Origin of the sequence: Pseudomonas sp. LM13 (genome assembly GCF_041381355.1) — a bacterium.
GTDB classification, from domain to species: domain Bacteria; phylum Pseudomonadota; class Gammaproteobacteria; order Pseudomonadales; family Pseudomonadaceae; genus Stutzerimonas; species Stutzerimonas frequens.
In genome coordinates, this window is the sequence record NZ_JACBXH010000001.1 from 352787 (window position 1) to 369199 (window position 16413).

The window sequence follows — 16413 nt, forward strand, 5'->3', positions numbered from 1 at the left end:
GTTCATAAGGTCGTAGTCGCAGCAAGGGCAACGGCGCTGGAGTGGCTGGCCGTGCAGTGAAAATAGATAGATCCCGTGGCGCTGTCGCTCTCGCTGGGCAACACCTTGAACAGGCAGGCATCAAGGACCCGATGCAGGAACGTCTCCTGCTCGGCACTCGCGCCGGTAACGCCTGCGTTGAGGAAATACGTTCCCGTATTAAGTGAGCAAGCAAAGCGAAAACTCACGTCTAGCACTTCGCCAGCAGAAACATGAAGAATCCCGTTGCCACCAGCGGCGGACGCCGCACCGCCTAACTCGTAACCGGACATGGTCTTGATCATCATGCCAAATCGAACGTTGCTGGCACCCCTGTCGAAGCGAACGCGGTATCGATACAGGTAGCTGCGACCACGCACCAGGCAGTTGGCCCGTTTGCCGTCCAGCGTGTAGATTGCAGGCGCTTCGATGAACGCGCCGTGCGACTCATAGGAAACAGTGCTGCTGGGTTTCAGGTGCGGGTCAAAAAGCTCGCTGTCATCGTTAACTGACAACTCCCGGGCCTCGGCAGACTCACCTTCTTCAGAGGCGATGATCGCATCTGAAAGCCCACCCGGCCCGGCCAACGCTGCCCTTAGCGCTTTACGTTTGTCATCTGGTGCGTAAATCAGCCTTTGGTAGGCGCTGATGACGCGCTTCGGGGTATCGTTCAGTAGGAGTTCACCATTGTCGATGAGCAATGCACGATCACAGAATTCAATTACCGCGCTGGCGGAATGCGACACGAAGAGGATGGTTACGCCCCGTTTTTTGAGCGACTCGATGCGGCCATAGCATTTGCGCTGAAATACTTCGTCTCCCACGGCAAGAGCTTCATCGATGATCAAGATGTTGGCATCGACGTTGATCGATACTGCAAAGGCCAGGCGCACCATCATGCCACTGGAGTACGTCTTGACGGGCTGATCGATGAACTCGCCGATTTCCGCAAAAGCCTCGATATCGGCAAAGCGCGCTTCGGTTTCGGCCCTGCTCAGGCCCAGTACGGCGGCGTTCATATAGACATTTTCGCGCCCGCTAAACTCAGGATTGAAACCCGACCCCAACTCCAGCAGGGCGGCAATGCGTCCCGATGTCTGCATTTCGCCACCCGTTGGGTTGAGCGTGCCGCAGATCATCTGCAGCAAGGTCGACTTGCCGCTGCCGTTACGCCCGACGACACCTATCGTCTCTCCCACCCCGACGGAAAAGGAAATGTCTCGCAACGCCCAGAATTCACGAAAATATTTTCGGCGCCCGCGAAACAGCATCTGCAACAGCCGATCACGTGGCGTGTCATAGATATGGAAGCACTTGCTAAGGCCGGATACGACGATGGCGGCACTAGAGGACATCAGCGAACCCCATGCGTGTTTTCTGAAACCAGGCGAAGCCCGCCCAGCAGATGACGGCGGCCCCCACGCAGTAACCACTCCAGGCGAGCCAGTCCGGCTGCTGTCCAAGGAACAGGACGGCGCGAGCCCCTTCCACTGCCGGTGTCAGTGGGTTGGCTTCAAGCAGGCCTCGATATTCCTCGGGAAGCGCACTGATTGGATAAAAAATTGGTGAGAGGAACATCAACATCGACGTGAGGACACCAACAATCTGGCTCACGTCACGAAGATAAACCCCCAGCGAAGCGAGAAACCAGACAACCCCGAGCACGAACAGGGCCAGCGGCAGCATGATCAGAGGCAGCAGCAATGCGGTCGCCTGCAATTGCCCGAACAGGACGAGGCAGGCTACCAGCCAGACGACAAGACTGACCAGGAAATGGAATAAAGCCGACCCCAATGCTACCCATGGCAATATCTCCAAGGGGAACACTACCTTCTTGACGTAGTTAACGTTACTAATGATCAGCGCAGGCGCACGGTTGATACATTCGGCGAACAGGTTGAAGATCATCAGCCCGGCAAACAGCATCAACGCGAACTCGGTCTTCGAATCACTTCCTGCAGACCAGCGTGCCTTGAACACTACACTGAACACGAAGGTATAGATCACCAGCATCAGGATTGGGTTAAACAGCGACCAGAACATCCCGAGAAAAGAGCCACGGTAGCGGCCGACCACTTCCCGCTTGGTCATGGTCGCGACCAATGCCCGGTGTTGCCAGGCACTAGTAAACATTCGCCTGGGTGACGGGGAGAAACGTTGCATCAACCAAATACCTCGGCTTGAGTCAGACTAAGCCCTTGAGAGTCTTTGCCGGACAGGGAAGGTGCTTGCTCGACGGGCCAGCCAATCGCCAGGTCCGCGTCGTTCCAGGCTATACAGCGCTCATGCTCGGGTGCGTAGTAACCCGTCGTTTTGTAAAGAAATTCCGCAGTTTCCGAAAGCACGACGAATCCGTGGGCAAAGCCTTCCGGCACCCAAAGCTGGCGCTTGTTTTCAACGCTGAGAATGACGCCGACCCACTTACCAAAAGTCGGTGAGCTGCGGCGGATATCCACGGCCACATCGAATACTTCGCCTTGGACGACACGCACAAGCTTGCCCTGGGGCTGTTGTACCTGGTAATGCAGCCCGCGCAGCACGTTTTTCACCGAGCGGGAGTGGTTGTCCTGAACAAAGGAGACGGACCGACCCACCGCCTCCTCGAACTGGCGGTGGTTGAAGCTCTCGTAGAAAAAACCCCGCTCGTCCCCGAACACACGCGGTTCCAGCAGAAGTACCTCAGGTATTGCCTGGGGAATCGCCTTCATCAATACACCCGCTCCGTAAGCAACCGCTTGAGATATTTGCCATAGCCGTTCTTTGACAGCGGCTCGGCGAGTCGTTCGAGCTGCTGCGCGTCGATCCATTGGTTGCGGTAGGCGATCTCTTCGGGACAAGCGACTTTGAGCCCCTGACGTCGTTCCAGCGTTTCGATGAACTGTCCAGCCTCAAGTAGGGATTCGTGCGTACCGGTATCGAGCCAGGCATAGCCGCGCCCCATGATCTCTACGCTAAGCGTGCCCTGTTCCAGATAGGCCCGGTTCACGTCGGTGATTTCCAGCTCGCCGCGCGCCGAGGGTTTGATGCCTTTGGCGATCTCGACTACCTGGCTGTCATAGAAATACAGCCCGGTCACCGCGTAGCTGGACTTGGGCTTCTGCGGTTTTTCTTCGAGGCTGACTGCCCGCGCCTGATCATCGAACTCGACGACGCCGTAGCGCTCCGGGTCATGTACGTGATAGGCAAAGACGCTGGCGCCCTGCTCGCGCTCATGGGCGCTATGCAATAGCTCGGCAAAGTCATGGCCGTGAAAAATATTGTCGCCCAGCACCAGAGCGCAGGCGTCGTTGCCGATGAAAGCTTCACCAATGATGAAAGCCTGCGCGAGTCCATCCGGTGACGCCTGCACGGCATACGAAAGATTGAGGCCCCACTGCTGGCCATCGCCCAGCAGCTGTTGGAAGCGCGGCGTGTCCTGTGGCGTTGAGATGATCAGAATTTCGCTGATGCCAGCCAACATCAGCGTACTCAGCGGGTAGTAGATCATCGGCTTGTCGAATACTGGCAACAACTGCTTCGAAATGGCCAAAGTGGCCGGATGCAAACGAGTGCCGGAGCCGCCAGCGAGGATGATGCCCTTGCGTTTCATGTTTCGTTCTATCCTTTTGTGGCTACAGCGGCTGGATCGGTGCTTTGGGCCTGCTTCAGTGCGACGCTCAGCTGCTCGCTGGCCATTCGTGCCGCCAGCTCGATCGGAACGACTTCCTGCAACATGCGCCGCGCATGGACCATCCAATGCGGTAGTGCAAGTCCGAAGGTCTGCTGCAGTCGGCTGGTTTCAAGCAGGGAATTGCGCGGGCGGGTAGCGGCAGTTACGAACTCGCTCGATGCCACCGCCAGGATGCGCGACGGGTCGACGCGGAACCGCATGCCAAGCTCGGTTGCCGTGCGGATGATGTAGCAGGCGTACTCATGCCAGCTGGCCTGCCCACCTGCCGCGAGATGGTAGGTGCCGCAGGCACGCTGCGCCTGGGCAGGATCGCAATCCATACGAAGCAGCATCAAGGCGGTAATGTCGGCGATCAGTTCGGCACTGGTCGGCGCTCCAATCTGGTCTGCCACGATGCGAAGCTCTTTGCGCTCACTGGCCAGACGCAACATGGTCTTGGCGAAGTTGTGCCCGCGCGAGGCGTAGACCCAGCAGGTCCGAAGGATGAGGTGGCGACATCCCGAGGTTCTGATCAGCCGTTCTCCTTCGAGCTTTGTGCAGCCATAGACATTCAGAGGACCCGTCGGACTATCTTCCGGCTGCCTGCCTATAGCATTGCCATCAAACACGTAATCGGTCGAATAATGAACGAGCAAGGCGCCGCATCGCTGCGCCGCCTGCGCCAGCACACCAACGGCCTCGGCATTTATGAGGTGAGCCAGTCGCGGCTCTGCTTCTGCCCGGTCGACGGCGGTATATGCAGCGGCGTTGACGATAACATCTGGTCGATGAGCCTCAATGAGACGGCTTAGGAGTTCCGGGTAGGCCAGATCAGCACGACGCCGGTCGCATGCCAGCAAGTGGCCAAGTGGAGCAAGGGCGCGTTGCAGCTCCCAACCCACTTGGCCGTTTGCACCAAGCAAGAGGATATTCATTGATAGTGCCTGCTCGCCCACTCTCGGTAGGCTCCACTGGTGATGGCAGCGACCCAGTCCTGGTTGTCTAGGTACCAGCGAACAGTCTTGCGAATGCCGGTCTCAAAGGTCTCGACGGGCGACCAACCCAATTCGCGCTGGATCTTGGTGGCGTCGATTGCATAGCGACGGTCATGGCCAGGACGGTCGTTGACGAAAGTGATCTGCTCCCGATAGCTAGCACCATCGGCCCGGGGCTGCTCGCTATCTAGGATCTCGCACAGCTCCGATACCACTTGCAGGTTGGTCCGCTCGTTACATCCGCCGATATTGTAGGTTTCCCCAAGTTCCCCGGTTGCCAGCACGCAGCGCAGCGCAGCGCAGTGGTCCTTCACATAGAGCCAGTCACGAATCTGACGGCCATCGCCATAGATGGGCAGCGCCCTGCCCGCCAAGGCATTGTGGATGACCAGAGGAATCAGCTTTTCAGGAAAGTGATAGGGCCCGTAGTTGTTAGAGCAATTTGTGGTCAGCACCGGCAGTCCATAGGTGTGATGATAGGCGCGAACAAAGTGATCGGATGCTGCCTTGGACGCCGAGTAAGGGCTGTTGGGTTGATACTGGTTGCATTCGCTGAACGCGGGGGCGTCCGCCGCCAACGAACCGTAGACTTCGTCCGTCGATACGTGTAAGAAGCGGAAGCCAGTGGCACGCTCTTCATCGAGTGAACGGTAATATGCCAGTGCAGCCTCCAGCAGACGGAAGGTACCCACGACGTTAGTCTGGACGAACTCCTCCGGACCGTCGATTGAGCGGTCCACATGGGATTCCGCCGCGAAGTTGAGAATGGCGCGCGGCTTGTATTCAGTGAGCAGGCTTGCGATGAGAGCCTTGTCGGCGATGTCACCGTGAACAAACCGGTGCCGCGGGTCGCCTTCCAGCGATCGTAGGTTGGCCAGGTTGCCCGCGTAGGTCAGCTTGTCCACGCTTACGATCGGCTCATCACTGCTAGTCAGCCAATCGATTACGAAATTGGCGCCAATGAACCCGGCGCTGCCTGTCACAAGAACGGTCACTTATAGTCTCCCGATGCTGGCGGCAAGTATCAATCCGACCGTACCAAACGTGGTCTGCCGATAGACGCCAGCTTTTTTCAACAAATAAAAACGTCGCGGCAAGCCGGCCTGTCGCGCATCCTCGAATAGCATGACGGTCCGGCGACTTCGCTCATCCAGCGAGTCGAGGCATTGGCGCAGCGTAAAGACGTTATCCTGGTTCCACTGGCGAAACGTGCCGCTGAACATTCTACGGACCCGTACCAAGCGGTCGTGCAGAGTAGTGTTGGCGCCCATTAGGTTATCGCCGTGTTGGCGATAGTCCACGCTGGGCTCGGCATCGTAAATTACCGTGCCACCACTACCACTTATGAGCAAATAACAAATCCAGTCATGCGACACGACGGGCGCGCTGACCGGTATCTTGCCGAGCAACTCACGAGCTGCCTGGTTAAGCAACATGGTGTTGGCACCTGCCAAGCTCTGCACCAGCGCATTGCGAAAGCTCGGCGCGCGCTCGAAGCGAGTGGAGTAACCGATGACCCGTCCGTCTTCGTCTATCAGTCGCGTCCTGGAGCAATACACAGCCGGGATCGCCTTGTGCGGGGCAAGCCGCAACACGGCTCGCTCAATCTTGTGGGCAAACCAGACGTCATCCTGATCGCAGAAAGCGAAGTAGTCAGCGATTATCTCGGGGTTGCGGATAAGAGAGAGAAAGTTCTGCGCAAAACCTTCACGCGGTCCTTGGAGCAGGTGAACGCGCTCTGTGCCCTGTTCTCGCTGGAATTGCGTCAGGATATCCAGCGTCGCGTCCGTCGAACCATCGTCCGAAGCAAATAGGACCCAATTACGGTGGGTTTGCCCAGCAATGGAGTCGAGCTGCTCGCTGAGGAATTTCTCGCCATTGTAGGTGGTGAGCAAAATGGCTACCCGAGGCTCTCCCTCGAGCGGGGCTGCCGTGCTTGCCATTGAAGTAGAACGCATGGAAAAAACCTGTGAACTTCCCTGTCTTGCGTAGAACAACCAGGTACCAATCCGTACGCATAGGGACGGAAGATGAGGCAATCCAACGCTTGCCCGACGCCCTATCGGCATGCTCCATTGGAGTACACCGACCCGCTAAAAACACGCCAGCTATCCTGCCTTTTGAGGCGCGCATTGTACAGAAGTTCTAGCGAGCAGTCCTGACTGGTGATCCATTCGTCCGGCGGCAGAACGTCAGGCAGCACACTAGCCAAGCCATCGTAACGTCCGCGGCAGCACAGCACTCTCTGCCGGGAAAGCCGGCTGGTGACTCACTGGCCGGGGATCAACGCATTTACGTCTTGCCCTTTTTCGTCATAAGCCTCCAACAACGCATTGCGCAGTTGCTGCTTGGCGCGCGCCTCGCCATGCACCAGCCGCACCTCGCTCGGCCAGCGCCGCATCGTGGTGATGAAGCCAAGCAGCCCATTCCGATCGGCATGCGCCGAGTAGCCACCAATGCTTTCAATACCGGCGCGGATGTCCAGCCGCTGGCCATCGAGCTCGACGTAGCCACCGCGAGGGCCGAAGCGCTGGATGGCGTGCCCAGGGGTGCCGGCAGCCTGGTAACCGACGAAAAGAACGTTGTGCCGCCGGTCCTCGAGCATCGCCTTGAGATAGTTGACGATACGCCCGCCGGCGCACATGCCGCCACCGGCGATGACCACGGCCGGCCGCGCCGTTTCGGCCAGGTGGCGGACCATGCTCAGATGCTGGTCGTGGCTGTCGACGGTGAGCAGCTGGTCGAATGCCATCGGATCGCGCCCCTCGCGCAGCCGACCCTGCGCTTCGTCATTCCAGAACGGGCGCAGCTCGCGGTATGCCTCGGTGAAGCGACTGGCCAGCGGCGAGTCGAGGATGATCGGCAGCTGCCGCCAGCCGGCACCAGACGCAGGGCCGGCCCCGGCATGGGCCTCGAAGATGATCTGTTCCAGCTCGTAGAGCAGCTCCTGAGTGCGGCCAATGCTGAAGGCCGGGATCAGCACGCTGCCGTCGTCGGCCAGCGCCTTCTCGATCAGTCGTTTCAGGCGTTGTCGGCGCCGGGTTCGATCCTCGTGCTGGCGGTCGCCATAGGTGCTCTCCAGCACCACCACGTCGGCGCCGGCCGCCACTTGCGGCGGGCGCAGCAAAGGCGCATGAGGCGCACCGAGATCACCCGAGAACAGCACACGCCGACGTGCCTGGCCAGGACGCCTGATGTCCACCTCGACATAGGCCGAGCCGAGGATATGCCCGGCGCGCCGCAGGCGGATGCGCGCCCGCAACGACGACGTGTCGCTGAGGGTGAACCAGCGGTTGTAGGGCAACGCGATCAGACGCCGCTCGACGAGCGCGAGATATTGCTCGACCTTGTGCTGGTCACGACTGATGCCGAGACGAAAGGCGTCCTCGAGCACGATCGGCAGCAGCCGGGCAGAAGGCTCACTGCAGAGGATGGGGCCACTGAAGCCTGCGGCCAGCAGGTAGGGAATGCGGCCGACGTGGTCGATATGCACGTGGGTTGCGACCAGCGCACGAATGCCGGCCAGGTCGAACTCGATATCCAGACTGCCGGCCCCGGCCCGTCCCGGCGAGGTATCGCCCCCCTGGAACAGCCCACAATCGACCAGCAGGCTGAAACCGGTATCCAGGCGCAGCTGATGACAGGAGCCGGTGACGCCATCGGCGGCGCCGTGATGAAGGATTTCCATGACTCGTCCCTGAGTGTCGAAAACACAGGGGACCTTAGCCGGAAAATGCTGCAGCGGCCATTGGCCAGGTCACAGTTAACGACTGCACCCGCCAAACAATGGAGCCCATGGGCGGACTTGAACCGCCGACCTCTCCCTTACCAAGGGAGTGCTCTACCGCTGAGCTACATGGGCATAACGAAGGGCGAGCACTCTAAGCGTCTAATGCAGGAAAATCAACAAGTTGCAGGTCGCCTCGGGTAGCGCTGGGCGGGCAATCCGGTGGATGGCTTCGGCCATCCACCCTACGCCTGTCGGCAGCACAAAGCGAAGCTTCCCGCAGGGTGGATAACCGCACAGCGTTAGCCGCGCTCATGATCAGCGCAGGCCCGCCCTCGCCGGTCACACCTGTTTGTAGATCACCGAGCCTTCGTCCTTGAAGCGCGAGGACTGCTCGGCGAAACCCGCCTCGATGGCTTTCTGCTCATCGGTCAGGCCGTGCTCGGCAGCGTACTCGCGCACTTCCTGGGTGATCTTCATCGAGCAGAACTTCGGCCCGCACATGGAGCAGAAATGCGCCACCTTCGCCGATTCCTTCGGCAGCGTCTCGTCGTGGAAGGCACGCGCGGTGTCCGGGTCCAGACCGAGGTTGAACTGGTCTTCCCAGCGGAACTCGAAGCGCGCCTTGGACAGCGCGTTGTCGCGGATCTGCGCGCCCGGATGACCCTTGGCCAGATCAGCAGCGTGCGCGGCGATCTTGTAGGTGATGATGCCGGTCTTCACGTCATCCTTGTTCGGCAGACCGAGGTGCTCCTTCGGCGTGACGTAGCAGAGCATGGCGCAACCGAACCAGCCGATCATCGCCGCACCGATGCCGCTGGTGATGTGGTCGTAGCCCGGGGCAATGTCGGTGGTCAGCGGGCCGAGGGTGTAGAACGGCGCTTCGTCGCAGCATTCCAGCTGCTTGTCCATGTTCTCCTTGATCATCTGCATCGGCACGTGGCCGGGGCCCTCGATCATGCACTGCACGTCATGTTTCCAGGCGATCTTGGTCAGTTCGCCGAGGGTTTCCAGTTCGCCGAACTGCGCGGCATCGTTGGCATCGGCGATCGAGCCCGGACGCAGGCCGTCGCCCAGCGAGAAGCTGACGTCGTAGGCCTTCATGATTTCGCAGATTTCCTCGAAGTGGGTGTAGAGGAAATTCTCCTGGTGATGCGCCAGGCACCACTTGGCCATGATCGAGCCACCACGGCTGACGATGCCGGTGACGCGCTTGGCGGTCAGCGGCACGTAGCGCAGCAGCACGCCGGCGTGGATGGTGAAGTAGTCCACGCCCTGCTCGGCCTGTTCGATCAGCGTGTCGCGGAACAGCTCCCAGGTCAGGTCTTCGGCCACGCCGTTGACCTTTTCCAGCGCCTGGTAGATCGGCACGGTGCCGATCGGCACCGGCGAGTTGCGGATGATCCACTCGCGGGTCTCGTGGATATGCTTGCCGGTGGACAGGTCCATCACCGTGTCCGAACCCCAGCGGATGCCCCAGGTCAGCTTGGCCACTTCTTCCTCGATGGAAGAGCCCAGCGCCGAGTTGCCGATGTTGCCGTTGATCTTCACCAGGAAGTTGCGGCCGATGATCATCGGCTCCAGCTCGGTGTGGTTGATGTTCGCCGGGATGATGGCGCGGCCGCGCGCGACTTCCGAGCGGACGAATTCGGGGGTGATTTCCTTGGGAATGGCCGCGCCGAAGCTCTGCCCGGCATGCTGCTCGACCAGCAGGCCGGCTTCACGCGCCTCGGCGAGCTTCATGTTCTCGCGGATGGCGACGTACTCCATCTCCGGCGTGATGATGCCCTTCTTTGCATAGTGCATCTGGCTGACGTTGTGCCCGGCCTTGGCCCGGCGCGGGTTGCGCACATGAGCGAAGCGCATGGCGGAAAGTTCGGCATCGTTGAGGCGACGCTGGCCGAATTCGGAGGTCAGCCCCGGCAGCTTCTCAGTGTCGCCGCGGTCCTCGATCCAGGCACTGCGCACGTCGGCCAGGCCCTTGCGCACGTCGATGGTGACATTCGGGTCGGTGTAGGGGCCGGAGGTGTCGTAGACGGTAACCGGCGCGTTAATCTCGCCGCCGAAGTCGGTGGGCGTCACGTCCAGGCTGATCTCGCGCATCGGTACGCGGATGTCCGGGCGCGAACCCTGCACATAGATTTTCTGCGAACGCGGGAAGGGTTGAATGGACTGCTGGTCGACCTGGGCGGATTCACTCAGGTTCTTGTTGCTTTGCACGCTCATCGGCTTCTCCAGGGATGTGTCGGAGCGAACCTGAGCAACACGGCGGATCAAGGGCGTCGGGCACCGCAACTGCGGTGGAGAGACTCGTCACGTTCTAGACGAGGACATCTTGTTCCCTACGCAGGCCTTAACCTGATCAGGTTCAACGGGATCCGGAACTTTCCGATCTCAGCCTTCGCTTCAAGGCACCCCGACAAGAACGCCGTCGAGTCTAATCAAGACCTTGGGCGAACACCATGGCAATGGCGAAACTAGTCGACCGTTCGGTCATTTGACCGGACCGCCACGGGCACCACACAGCAGGCGCACGCGCGCCTTGACCCCCCTGACAGCTGCCGCTTAGCCTTGCCCATCAGCTCTATTCAGGATGGACCCAACATGCTGCGCAGACTCCCCCTGGCTCTCGCCGTGGCCACCCTCACTGCCGGAGGGGCCTGGGCGCAGGAGACCATCCCCCTCGCCAGCAAGACCGATCTGGTCAGCGTCTATCAGCAAGCCGTCAACAACAACGCCGATCTGGCTGCAGCGCGCGCGCAGTTTCGCGCCCGCCAGGAAATCGTGCCGCAGGCGCGGGCCGGCCTGCTGCCCAACCTCAGTGCCGGCGCCGAGCTGAGCGACACCGAAACGGACGTCAACACCAGCATGGGCTCCACCTCGCTGTCGCGCAGCGGCACCGCCTATCAGGCGACGCTGAGCCAGCCAATTTTCCGCGCCGACCGCTGGTTCCAGCTCAAGGCTGCGGAAGCCGTGAGCGAGCAGGCGGCAATCGAATACTCCATCACCGAACAGGACCTGATCCTGCAGAGCGCCCAGGCCTACTTCGCCGTGCTGCGCGCGCAGGACAACCTGGCGGCGGTCAAAGCCGAGGAAGCTGCGTTCAAGCGCCAGCTCGACCAGGCCAACGAACGCTTCGAGGTCGGTCTTTCCGACAAGACCGACGTGCTCGAGGCCCAGGCCGGGTTCGATACCGCACGCGCCAATCGGTCCATCGCCCAGCGCCAGGTCGAGGACGCCTTCCAGGCGCTGTACACCCTGACCAACCGCGAATATATCGCCCTCGAAGGCATCCGCCACACCCTGCCGGTGCTGGCCCCGGTGCCGAACGAGGCCAAGGCGTGGGTCGATACCGCAACGCGGCAGAACCTCAACCTGCTGGCGGTCAATTATGCGGTGACCGCAGCGGAAGAAACCCTGCGCCAGCGCCGCTCCGGCCATGCACCGACGCTCGATGCGGTGGCGTCCTATCGCAAGGGCGACAACGATGCGCTGGGCTTCAGCAACAGCCAGAGCATCCCGGGCTTCGACATGCCGCGCTACACCGGTGACGTCGAGCAACGCAGCATCGGCCTGCAGCTGAACATTCCGCTCTACAGCGGCGGCCTGACCACGTCGCAGAGTCGCGAGGCCTATTACCAGCTGAGCCAGAGCGAGCAGCAGCGCGAGAGCCTGCGCCGCCAGGTGGTCGAATCCACACGCAATCTGCACCGGGCGGTTAACACCGATATCGAGCAGGTCGAAGCTCGCCGGCAGTCAATCATCTCCAATCAGAGTGCGCTGGAGGCGACGGAGATCGGCTATCAGGTCGGCACGCGCAACATCGTCGACGTACTCGACACCCAGCGCCGCCTGTATGGCGCCGTGCGGGACTACAACAACGCCCGCTACGACTACATCCTCGACAACCTGCGCCTGAAACAGGCCGCGGGCACGCTCAATCCGGACGATCTGCAGCAGCTGGCGGCCTACCTGAAACCCGATTACAACCCGGACACCGACTTCCTGCCGCCGGATCTGCCGCAGACCATCGGTCAGCCGGTGCGGATCGATTACTGAGCGACGGAGGAGAAACAGGTGCATGATCGGCCGGGTAGCGTAGCGATACCTTCATGCACCTGTGCGAGAGCCCAACGGCTAAAACTCTAGCGTTGAGCTGCCCGGCCCGAGGCGGGAAAACCATCAAAAGCATCCCGCGCCGAACATGGCGGCCTGACGCCGAATCCGCCCGGCCAAATTACCCGAGCAGCCGCCCCAACCCCGCCAGCAACCGCGCCAGAGCACCCTGATTGGCCTTGAGCACGCCGAGACCGGCATCGCGCATCGCTTGAGTTCCGCCTGGATCGCCCCAGAGTTCGCTGACCGCCTGCGCCAGTTGCGCGGCATCCTGCACTTCACGCAGGGCGCCAGCCGCGCGCAACTGCGCCGATATCTCGAGAAAGTTGAACAGGTGCGGGCCGCTGAGCACCGGCTTGCCCAGCGCTGCGGGCTCGAGGAGGTTGTGCCCGCCGTTGGGCACCAGACTGCCGCCAACGAAGGCGATATCCGCCAGCGCGTAGAGAAACAGCAGCTCGCCCATGGTGTCGCCGACCAGCACCTCGGTACCGGCGTCGACCACTTCCCCCGTCGAGCGCCGCACGGCAACAAACCCATCCCTGACCGCCGACTCGTACACCGAGGCGAAGCGCTCCGGGTGCCTGGGCACCAGGATCAGCAGCGCCTGCGGATGGTTGCTGAGCAGCTGGCGATGCGCAGCCAGCATGATCTCGTCTTCTCCGGCGTGTGTACTAGCGGCGATCCACAATGGCCGTTCCAGCGCCGCCCACTGCTGGCGCAATTTACTGGCACGCTCCAGCAGTGCCGGGTCGATGGTCAGGTCGAACTTGATCGATCCGGTCACCTCCACGCACTCATCGCGCGCACCGAGCTGGCGAAAACGTTCGGCTTCAGCCTCGGTCTGCACGGCAATCAGGCTCAGCTTAGCCAGCATCGGCGCAGTCAGACGGGCGAAGCGCGCGTAGCCGCGGGCCGAGCGCGCGGACAAACGCGCATTGGCCAGCGCTACCGGAATGCCGCGGCGTGCACACTGATGGATATGGTTGGGCCAGAGTTCGGTCTCCATCACCACCGCCAGCTTCGGCCGCGCGCGCTCAAGAAAGCGCGCCGCCGCCCAGGGCAGGTCATAGGGCAGATAGCAGTGCTGCACGCTGTCGCCGAACAGTGCCTGGATGCGCTCCGAGCCGGTCGGGGTCATGCAGGTGACGGTGATCGGCAGATGCGGATAGCGCGCCATCAGTTCGCGGACCATCGGCGCCGCGGCGATGCTCTCGCCGACCGACACCGCATGCACCCAGATGCCACCCGGACGAAGCGGCGGCAAACCAAAGGCGAAACGTTCGCCGATACGACGGGAGTAGGCCGGCGCGCGCCAGGCGCGCCAGAGCAGGCGCAGAAATACCAGCGGCAGGCCGAGGTGGAACAGCAGGGTATAGAGGGTGCGATTCATGGGCGCGGAGCTTAGCAAGCCGCCTGCTCGCGAGCCATAACCGCCCTGCGGGCGAACTTGTTGGCGAGGTCGGAACCGAACGAAGTTGCCCGCCCATAATCAGGATCTCGCCATGTCCGGCTACGTTTACCTGGCCATCGCCATCTGCGCCGAGGTGGTCGCCACCACCTCGATGAAGGCACTGGCCGGCTTCAATCGTCCGCTGCCACTGCTGCTGGTGGTGACCGGCTACAGCCTGTCGTTCTGGATGCTCGCGCTGGTGGTACGGACCATCCCGGTAGGCATCGCCTATGCCATCTGGGCCGGGCTCGGCATCGTACTGGTCAGCGTCGCCGCGGCACTGCTCTATCGTCAGTACCTGGACCTGCCGGCGGTACTGGGCATGGGGCTGATCATCGCCGGTGTGGTGGTCATCCAGTTGTTCTCCCGCAGCGCAGGCCACTAAGCTGCCGGCGGACTGCAGTTATACTGCGCGACCGTTTACCCAATGAGGTCTGCACATGCCCGAATCCCTCAGCACCGACGTCCTGATCGTTGGCGGCGGCGTCGCCGGCCTTTGGCTGAACGCGCGCCTGCGCCGACTGGGTTTTGCCACCCTGCTGGTCGACAAGGGAACACTGGGCGGCGGGCAGAGCGTGAAGTCCCAGGGCATCATCCATGGCGGCACCAAGTACGCGCTGAGCGGTGCGCTCACCGGTGCCTCCGAGGCGATCGCCGATATGCCGCGGCGCTGGCGCGAAGCGCTCGAAGGCAAGGGCGAGCTGGATCTCAGCGGCGTGCGCCTGCTGTCCGATGCGCATTACCTCTGGTCGCCCGGCACGCTGGCCGGCAATCTCACCAGCTTCTTCGCCAGCAAGGCAGTGCGCTCGCGGGTCGGCCAGGTCAAGGGCGATGAGCTGCCGCCTGCGCTGCAGCATCCGCGGTTCAAGGGCAAGGTCTATCGCCTCAGCGAGCTGGTGCTGGACGTGCCCAGCCTGATCGCCCGGCTGGCCGAGCTGGCTGGCGACACCCTGCTGGCCTGCCAGCAGATCGAACCACTACTCGACGGCGACGAACTGGTCGGCCTACGCGTCGATGGTCGCGAGATCCGCGCTCAGCGCATCGTCTTCAGCGCCGGTGGCGGGACTGCCGAGCTGCTCGCGTCGCTCGGCCTGCAGCAACCGGCCATGCAGCGCCGTCCGTTGCACATGGTTATCCTCAAGGCGCCCACGCTCAAGCCGCTCTATGCCCATTGCTTGGGCGGCGGCACCAAACCGCGGATCACGGTCACCAGCCATCCGACAGCGGACGGCGAGTGGGTCTGGTATCTCGGCGGCGACCTGGCCGAAGCCGATGGCGTGGCACGCGACGAAGCCGCTCAGATCGCGGTCGCGAAAAAGGAACTGGCCGAACTGGTGCCCTGGATCGACCTGTCCTCCGCGCAATGGGCCACTCTGCGTATCGACCGCGCCGAGCCGGCGCAATCGGCCCTCGCCCGACCGGACAACGCCTTCCTTGCCGAGCAGGGCCGGCTGCTGGTCGGTTGGCCGACCAAGCTGGCCCTGTCCCCCGACTTTTCCGACCGCGTCGAAGCCGCCCTCGCCCGTGACGGCATTCGCCCAGGCCAACATCCTGCGTTACCGGAACTGCCGCGACCACCGCTGACCGGCCCGTTCTGGGAGGGCCTGCTGCCATGAACGCGACGCTGCATGACCTGCACCGCCCGCTGGGCAGCACCGGCCTGCGCATTTCGCCGTTGGGTCTGGGCACGGTCAAGCTGGGTCGCGATCAAGGGGTGAAATATCCCAATGGTTTTTCCATCCCAGACGACGCCCAGGCTCGCCAACTGCTTACGCTGGCCCGCGAACTGGGTATCAACCTGATCGACACCGCGCCGGCCTACGGCGTCAGCGAGGAACGGCTCGGCCCGTTGCTGGCGGGACAGCGCGAGGATTGGGTGATCGTCAGCAAGGTTGGCGAGGAGTTCGAGAACGGCCAGTCGCGCTTCGACTTTTCTGCCGCGCACACGCGCTTCTCGGTGGAGCGCAGCCTCAAGCGCCTGCGTACCGACCGCATCGAGCTGGTGCTGGTGCACTCGGACGGCAACGACCTCGACATCCTGCAACACACCGAGGTCTACCAGACCCTGGCCGAGCTCAAGCGCGAGGGCAAGATCCTTGCCTACGGCCTGTCCGGCAAGACGGTCGATGGTGGGCTGCTTGCGCTGCAGCAGGGCGACTGCGCGATGGTGACCTACAACCTCAACGAGCAGGCCGAACGGCCAGTCCTCGACTACGCTGCTGCACACGGCAAGGGCATCCTGATCAAGAAAGCCCTGGCCAGCGGTCATGCCTGCCTCAAGCCAGGCGACGACCCGGTCCGCCGCAGTTTCGAGCTGCTGTTCGGTCACCCAGGTGTCAGCGGCGCGATCATCGGCACTATCAATCCGCAGCATTTGACGGCTAACGTACGGACTGCTGCTGCCGTTCTGACCGGCAACTGAAACGGTCCTGACGGCAACGTTCATCCGCTGCGCGGA

At 62.0% G+C, this 16413-nt stretch carries 14 protein-coding genes, 1 tRNA gene and 1 riboswitch; of the genes, 4 read left to right on the forward strand and 11 right to left on the reverse strand.

Translation table 11 applies throughout. The annotated features are described in order from the left end of the window. Positions 1-2: 2 nt before the first annotated feature. The 10 genes from HZR81_RS01660 to thiC form a co-directional block, all read right to left on the reverse strand. Complete coding sequence (locus HZR81_RS01660) at positions 3-1373, reverse strand: ABC transporter ATP-binding protein (protein ID WP_500127148.1); 1371 nt, start codon at positions 1371-1373, stop codon at positions 3-5. Then, the gene (locus HZR81_RS01665; protein ID WP_500127150.1) at positions 1363-2181 is read right to left on the reverse strand and encodes an ABC transporter permease; all 819 of its coding nucleotides are present in this window, start codon (positions 2179-2181) and stop codon (positions 1363-1365) included. The genes HZR81_RS01660 and HZR81_RS01665 overlap by 11 nt, the downstream gene beginning before the upstream one ends. Next, positions 2181-2726 carry a dTDP-4-dehydrorhamnose 3,5-epimerase gene (gene rfbC, locus HZR81_RS01670; protein WP_500127151.1) on the reverse strand — a complete coding sequence of 182 codons (546 nt, stop codon included), beginning with the start codon at positions 2724-2726 and terminating at the stop codon, positions 2181-2183. The genes HZR81_RS01665 and rfbC overlap by 1 nt, the downstream gene beginning before the upstream one ends. Beyond that, the gene (gene rfbA / locus HZR81_RS01675) at positions 2726-3607 is read right to left on the reverse strand and encodes a glucose-1-phosphate thymidylyltransferase RfbA (protein WP_500127152.1); all 882 of its coding nucleotides are present in this window, start codon (positions 3605-3607) and stop codon (positions 2726-2728) included. Before rfbA ends, rfbC begins: the two co-directional genes overlap by 1 nt. Before the next feature lie 8 nt (positions 3608-3615). Then, positions 3616-4602 (reverse strand): dTDP-4-dehydrorhamnose reductase, encoded by a 987-nt coding sequence (gene rfbD, locus HZR81_RS01680; protein ID WP_500127153.1) that lies wholly within the window; start codon positions 4600-4602, stop codon positions 3616-3618. After that, positions 4599-5657: a dTDP-glucose 4,6-dehydratase gene (gene rfbB / locus HZR81_RS01685; RefSeq protein ID WP_312939366.1), complete on the reverse strand. Its 1059-nt coding sequence runs from the start codon at positions 5655-5657 to the stop codon at positions 4599-4601. Before rfbB ends, rfbD begins: the two co-directional genes overlap by 4 nt. Beyond that, positions 5658-6620 carry a glycosyltransferase family 2 protein gene (locus HZR81_RS01690; protein ID WP_500127154.1) on the reverse strand — a complete coding sequence of 321 codons (963 nt, stop codon included), beginning with the start codon at positions 6618-6620 and terminating at the stop codon, positions 5658-5660. Between the two features lie 311 nt (positions 6621-6931). Next, positions 6932-8350: an MBL fold metallo-hydrolase RNA specificity domain-containing protein gene (locus HZR81_RS01695; protein ID WP_500127155.1), complete on the reverse strand. Its 1419-nt coding sequence runs from the start codon at positions 8348-8350 to the stop codon at positions 6932-6934. Positions 8351-8449: 99 nt separating this feature from the next. Beyond that, positions 8450-8524, reverse strand: a tRNA-Thr gene (locus HZR81_RS01700). Between the two features lie 207 nt (positions 8525-8731). After that, positions 8732-10615, reverse strand: coding sequence for a phosphomethylpyrimidine synthase ThiC (thiC, locus tag HZR81_RS01705; protein ID WP_500127156.1), 1884 nt, complete (start codon positions 10613-10615; stop codon positions 8732-8734). Between the two features lie 96 nt (positions 10616-10711). Continuing rightward, positions 10712-10818, reverse strand: a riboswitch (TPP riboswitch). 175 nt (positions 10819-10993) lie between these two features. On the opposite strand from thiC, the gene HZR81_RS01710 reads away from it, so the two are divergent. After that, positions 10994-12448, forward strand: a complete 1455-nt coding sequence (locus HZR81_RS01710) for a TolC family outer membrane protein (protein ID WP_200630424.1) — start codon at positions 10994-10996, stop codon at positions 12446-12448. 178 nt (positions 12449-12626) lie between these two features. Here HZR81_RS01710 and waaA read toward each other — a convergent pair whose 3' ends face one another. Next, entirely contained in the window at positions 12627-13895 is a 1269-nt protein-coding gene (gene waaA, locus HZR81_RS01715) for a lipid IV(A) 3-deoxy-D-manno-octulosonic acid transferase (RefSeq protein WP_278390468.1), read from the reverse strand. Positions 13896-14007: 112 nt separating this feature from the next. Between waaA and HZR81_RS01720 the strand changes: the two genes are divergently transcribed. From HZR81_RS01720 to HZR81_RS01730, 3 genes are read left to right on the forward strand one after another with little or no spacing between them, the layout of a single operon-like run. After that, positions 14008-14340, forward strand: coding sequence for a DMT family transporter (locus HZR81_RS01720; RefSeq protein WP_020305812.1), 333 nt, complete (start codon positions 14008-14010; stop codon positions 14338-14340). 55 nt (positions 14341-14395) lie between these two features. Then, positions 14396-15571, forward strand: a complete 1176-nt coding sequence (locus HZR81_RS01725; RefSeq protein WP_267931349.1) for an NAD(P)/FAD-dependent oxidoreductase — start codon at positions 14396-14398, stop codon at positions 15569-15571. Beyond that, positions 15568-16377 (forward strand): aldo/keto reductase, encoded by an 810-nt coding sequence (locus HZR81_RS01730; RefSeq protein WP_500127157.1) that lies wholly within the window; start codon positions 15568-15570, stop codon positions 16375-16377. Before HZR81_RS01725 ends, HZR81_RS01730 begins: the two co-directional genes overlap by 4 nt. Positions 16378-16413 lie beyond the last annotated feature (36 nt).

What these genes read in the sequence shown, in the direction of transcription:
- HZR81_RS01660 (WP_500127148.1), bottom strand. Translation starts at nt 1,373, where the DNA reads ATGTCCTCTAGTGCCGCCATCGTCGTATCCGGCCTTAGCAAGTGCTTC.
- HZR81_RS01665 (WP_500127150.1), bottom strand. Translation starts at nt 2,181, where the DNA reads ATGCAACGTTTCTCCCCGTCACCCAGGCGAATGTTTACTAGTGCCTGG.
- rfbC (WP_500127151.1), bottom strand. Translation starts at nt 2,726, where the DNA reads ATGAAGGCGATTCCCCAGGCAATACCTGAGGTACTTCTGCTGGAACCG.
- rfbA (WP_500127152.1), bottom strand. Translation starts at nt 3,607, where the DNA reads ATGAAACGCAAGGGCATCATCCTCGCTGGCGGCTCCGGCACTCGTTTG.
- rfbD (WP_500127153.1), bottom strand. Translation starts at nt 4,602, where the DNA reads ATGAATATCCTCTTGCTTGGTGCAAACGGCCAAGTGGGTTGGGAGCTG.
- HZR81_RS01690 (WP_500127154.1), bottom strand. Translation starts at nt 6,620, where the DNA reads ATGCGTTCTACTTCAATGGCAAGCACGGCAGCCCCGCTCGAGGGAGAG.
- HZR81_RS01695 (WP_500127155.1), bottom strand. Translation starts at nt 8,350, where the DNA reads ATGGAAATCCTTCATCACGGCGCCGCCGATGGCGTCACCGGCTCCTGT.
- thiC (WP_500127156.1), bottom strand. Translation starts at nt 10,615, where the DNA reads ATGAGCGTGCAAAGCAACAAGAACCTGAGTGAATCCGCCCAGGTCGAC.
- HZR81_RS01710 (WP_200630424.1), top strand. Translation starts at nt 10,994, where the DNA reads ATGCTGCGCAGACTCCCCCTGGCTCTCGCCGTGGCCACCCTCACTGCC.
- waaA (WP_278390468.1), bottom strand. Translation starts at nt 13,895, where the DNA reads ATGAATCGCACCCTCTATACCCTGCTGTTCCACCTCGGCCTGCCGCTG.
- HZR81_RS01720 (WP_020305812.1), top strand. Translation starts at nt 14,008, where the DNA reads ATGTCCGGCTACGTTTACCTGGCCATCGCCATCTGCGCCGAGGTGGTC.
- HZR81_RS01725 (WP_267931349.1), top strand. Translation starts at nt 14,396, where the DNA reads ATGCCCGAATCCCTCAGCACCGACGTCCTGATCGTTGGCGGCGGCGTC.
- HZR81_RS01730 (WP_500127157.1), top strand. Translation starts at nt 15,568, where the DNA reads ATGAACGCGACGCTGCATGACCTGCACCGCCCGCTGGGCAGCACCGGC.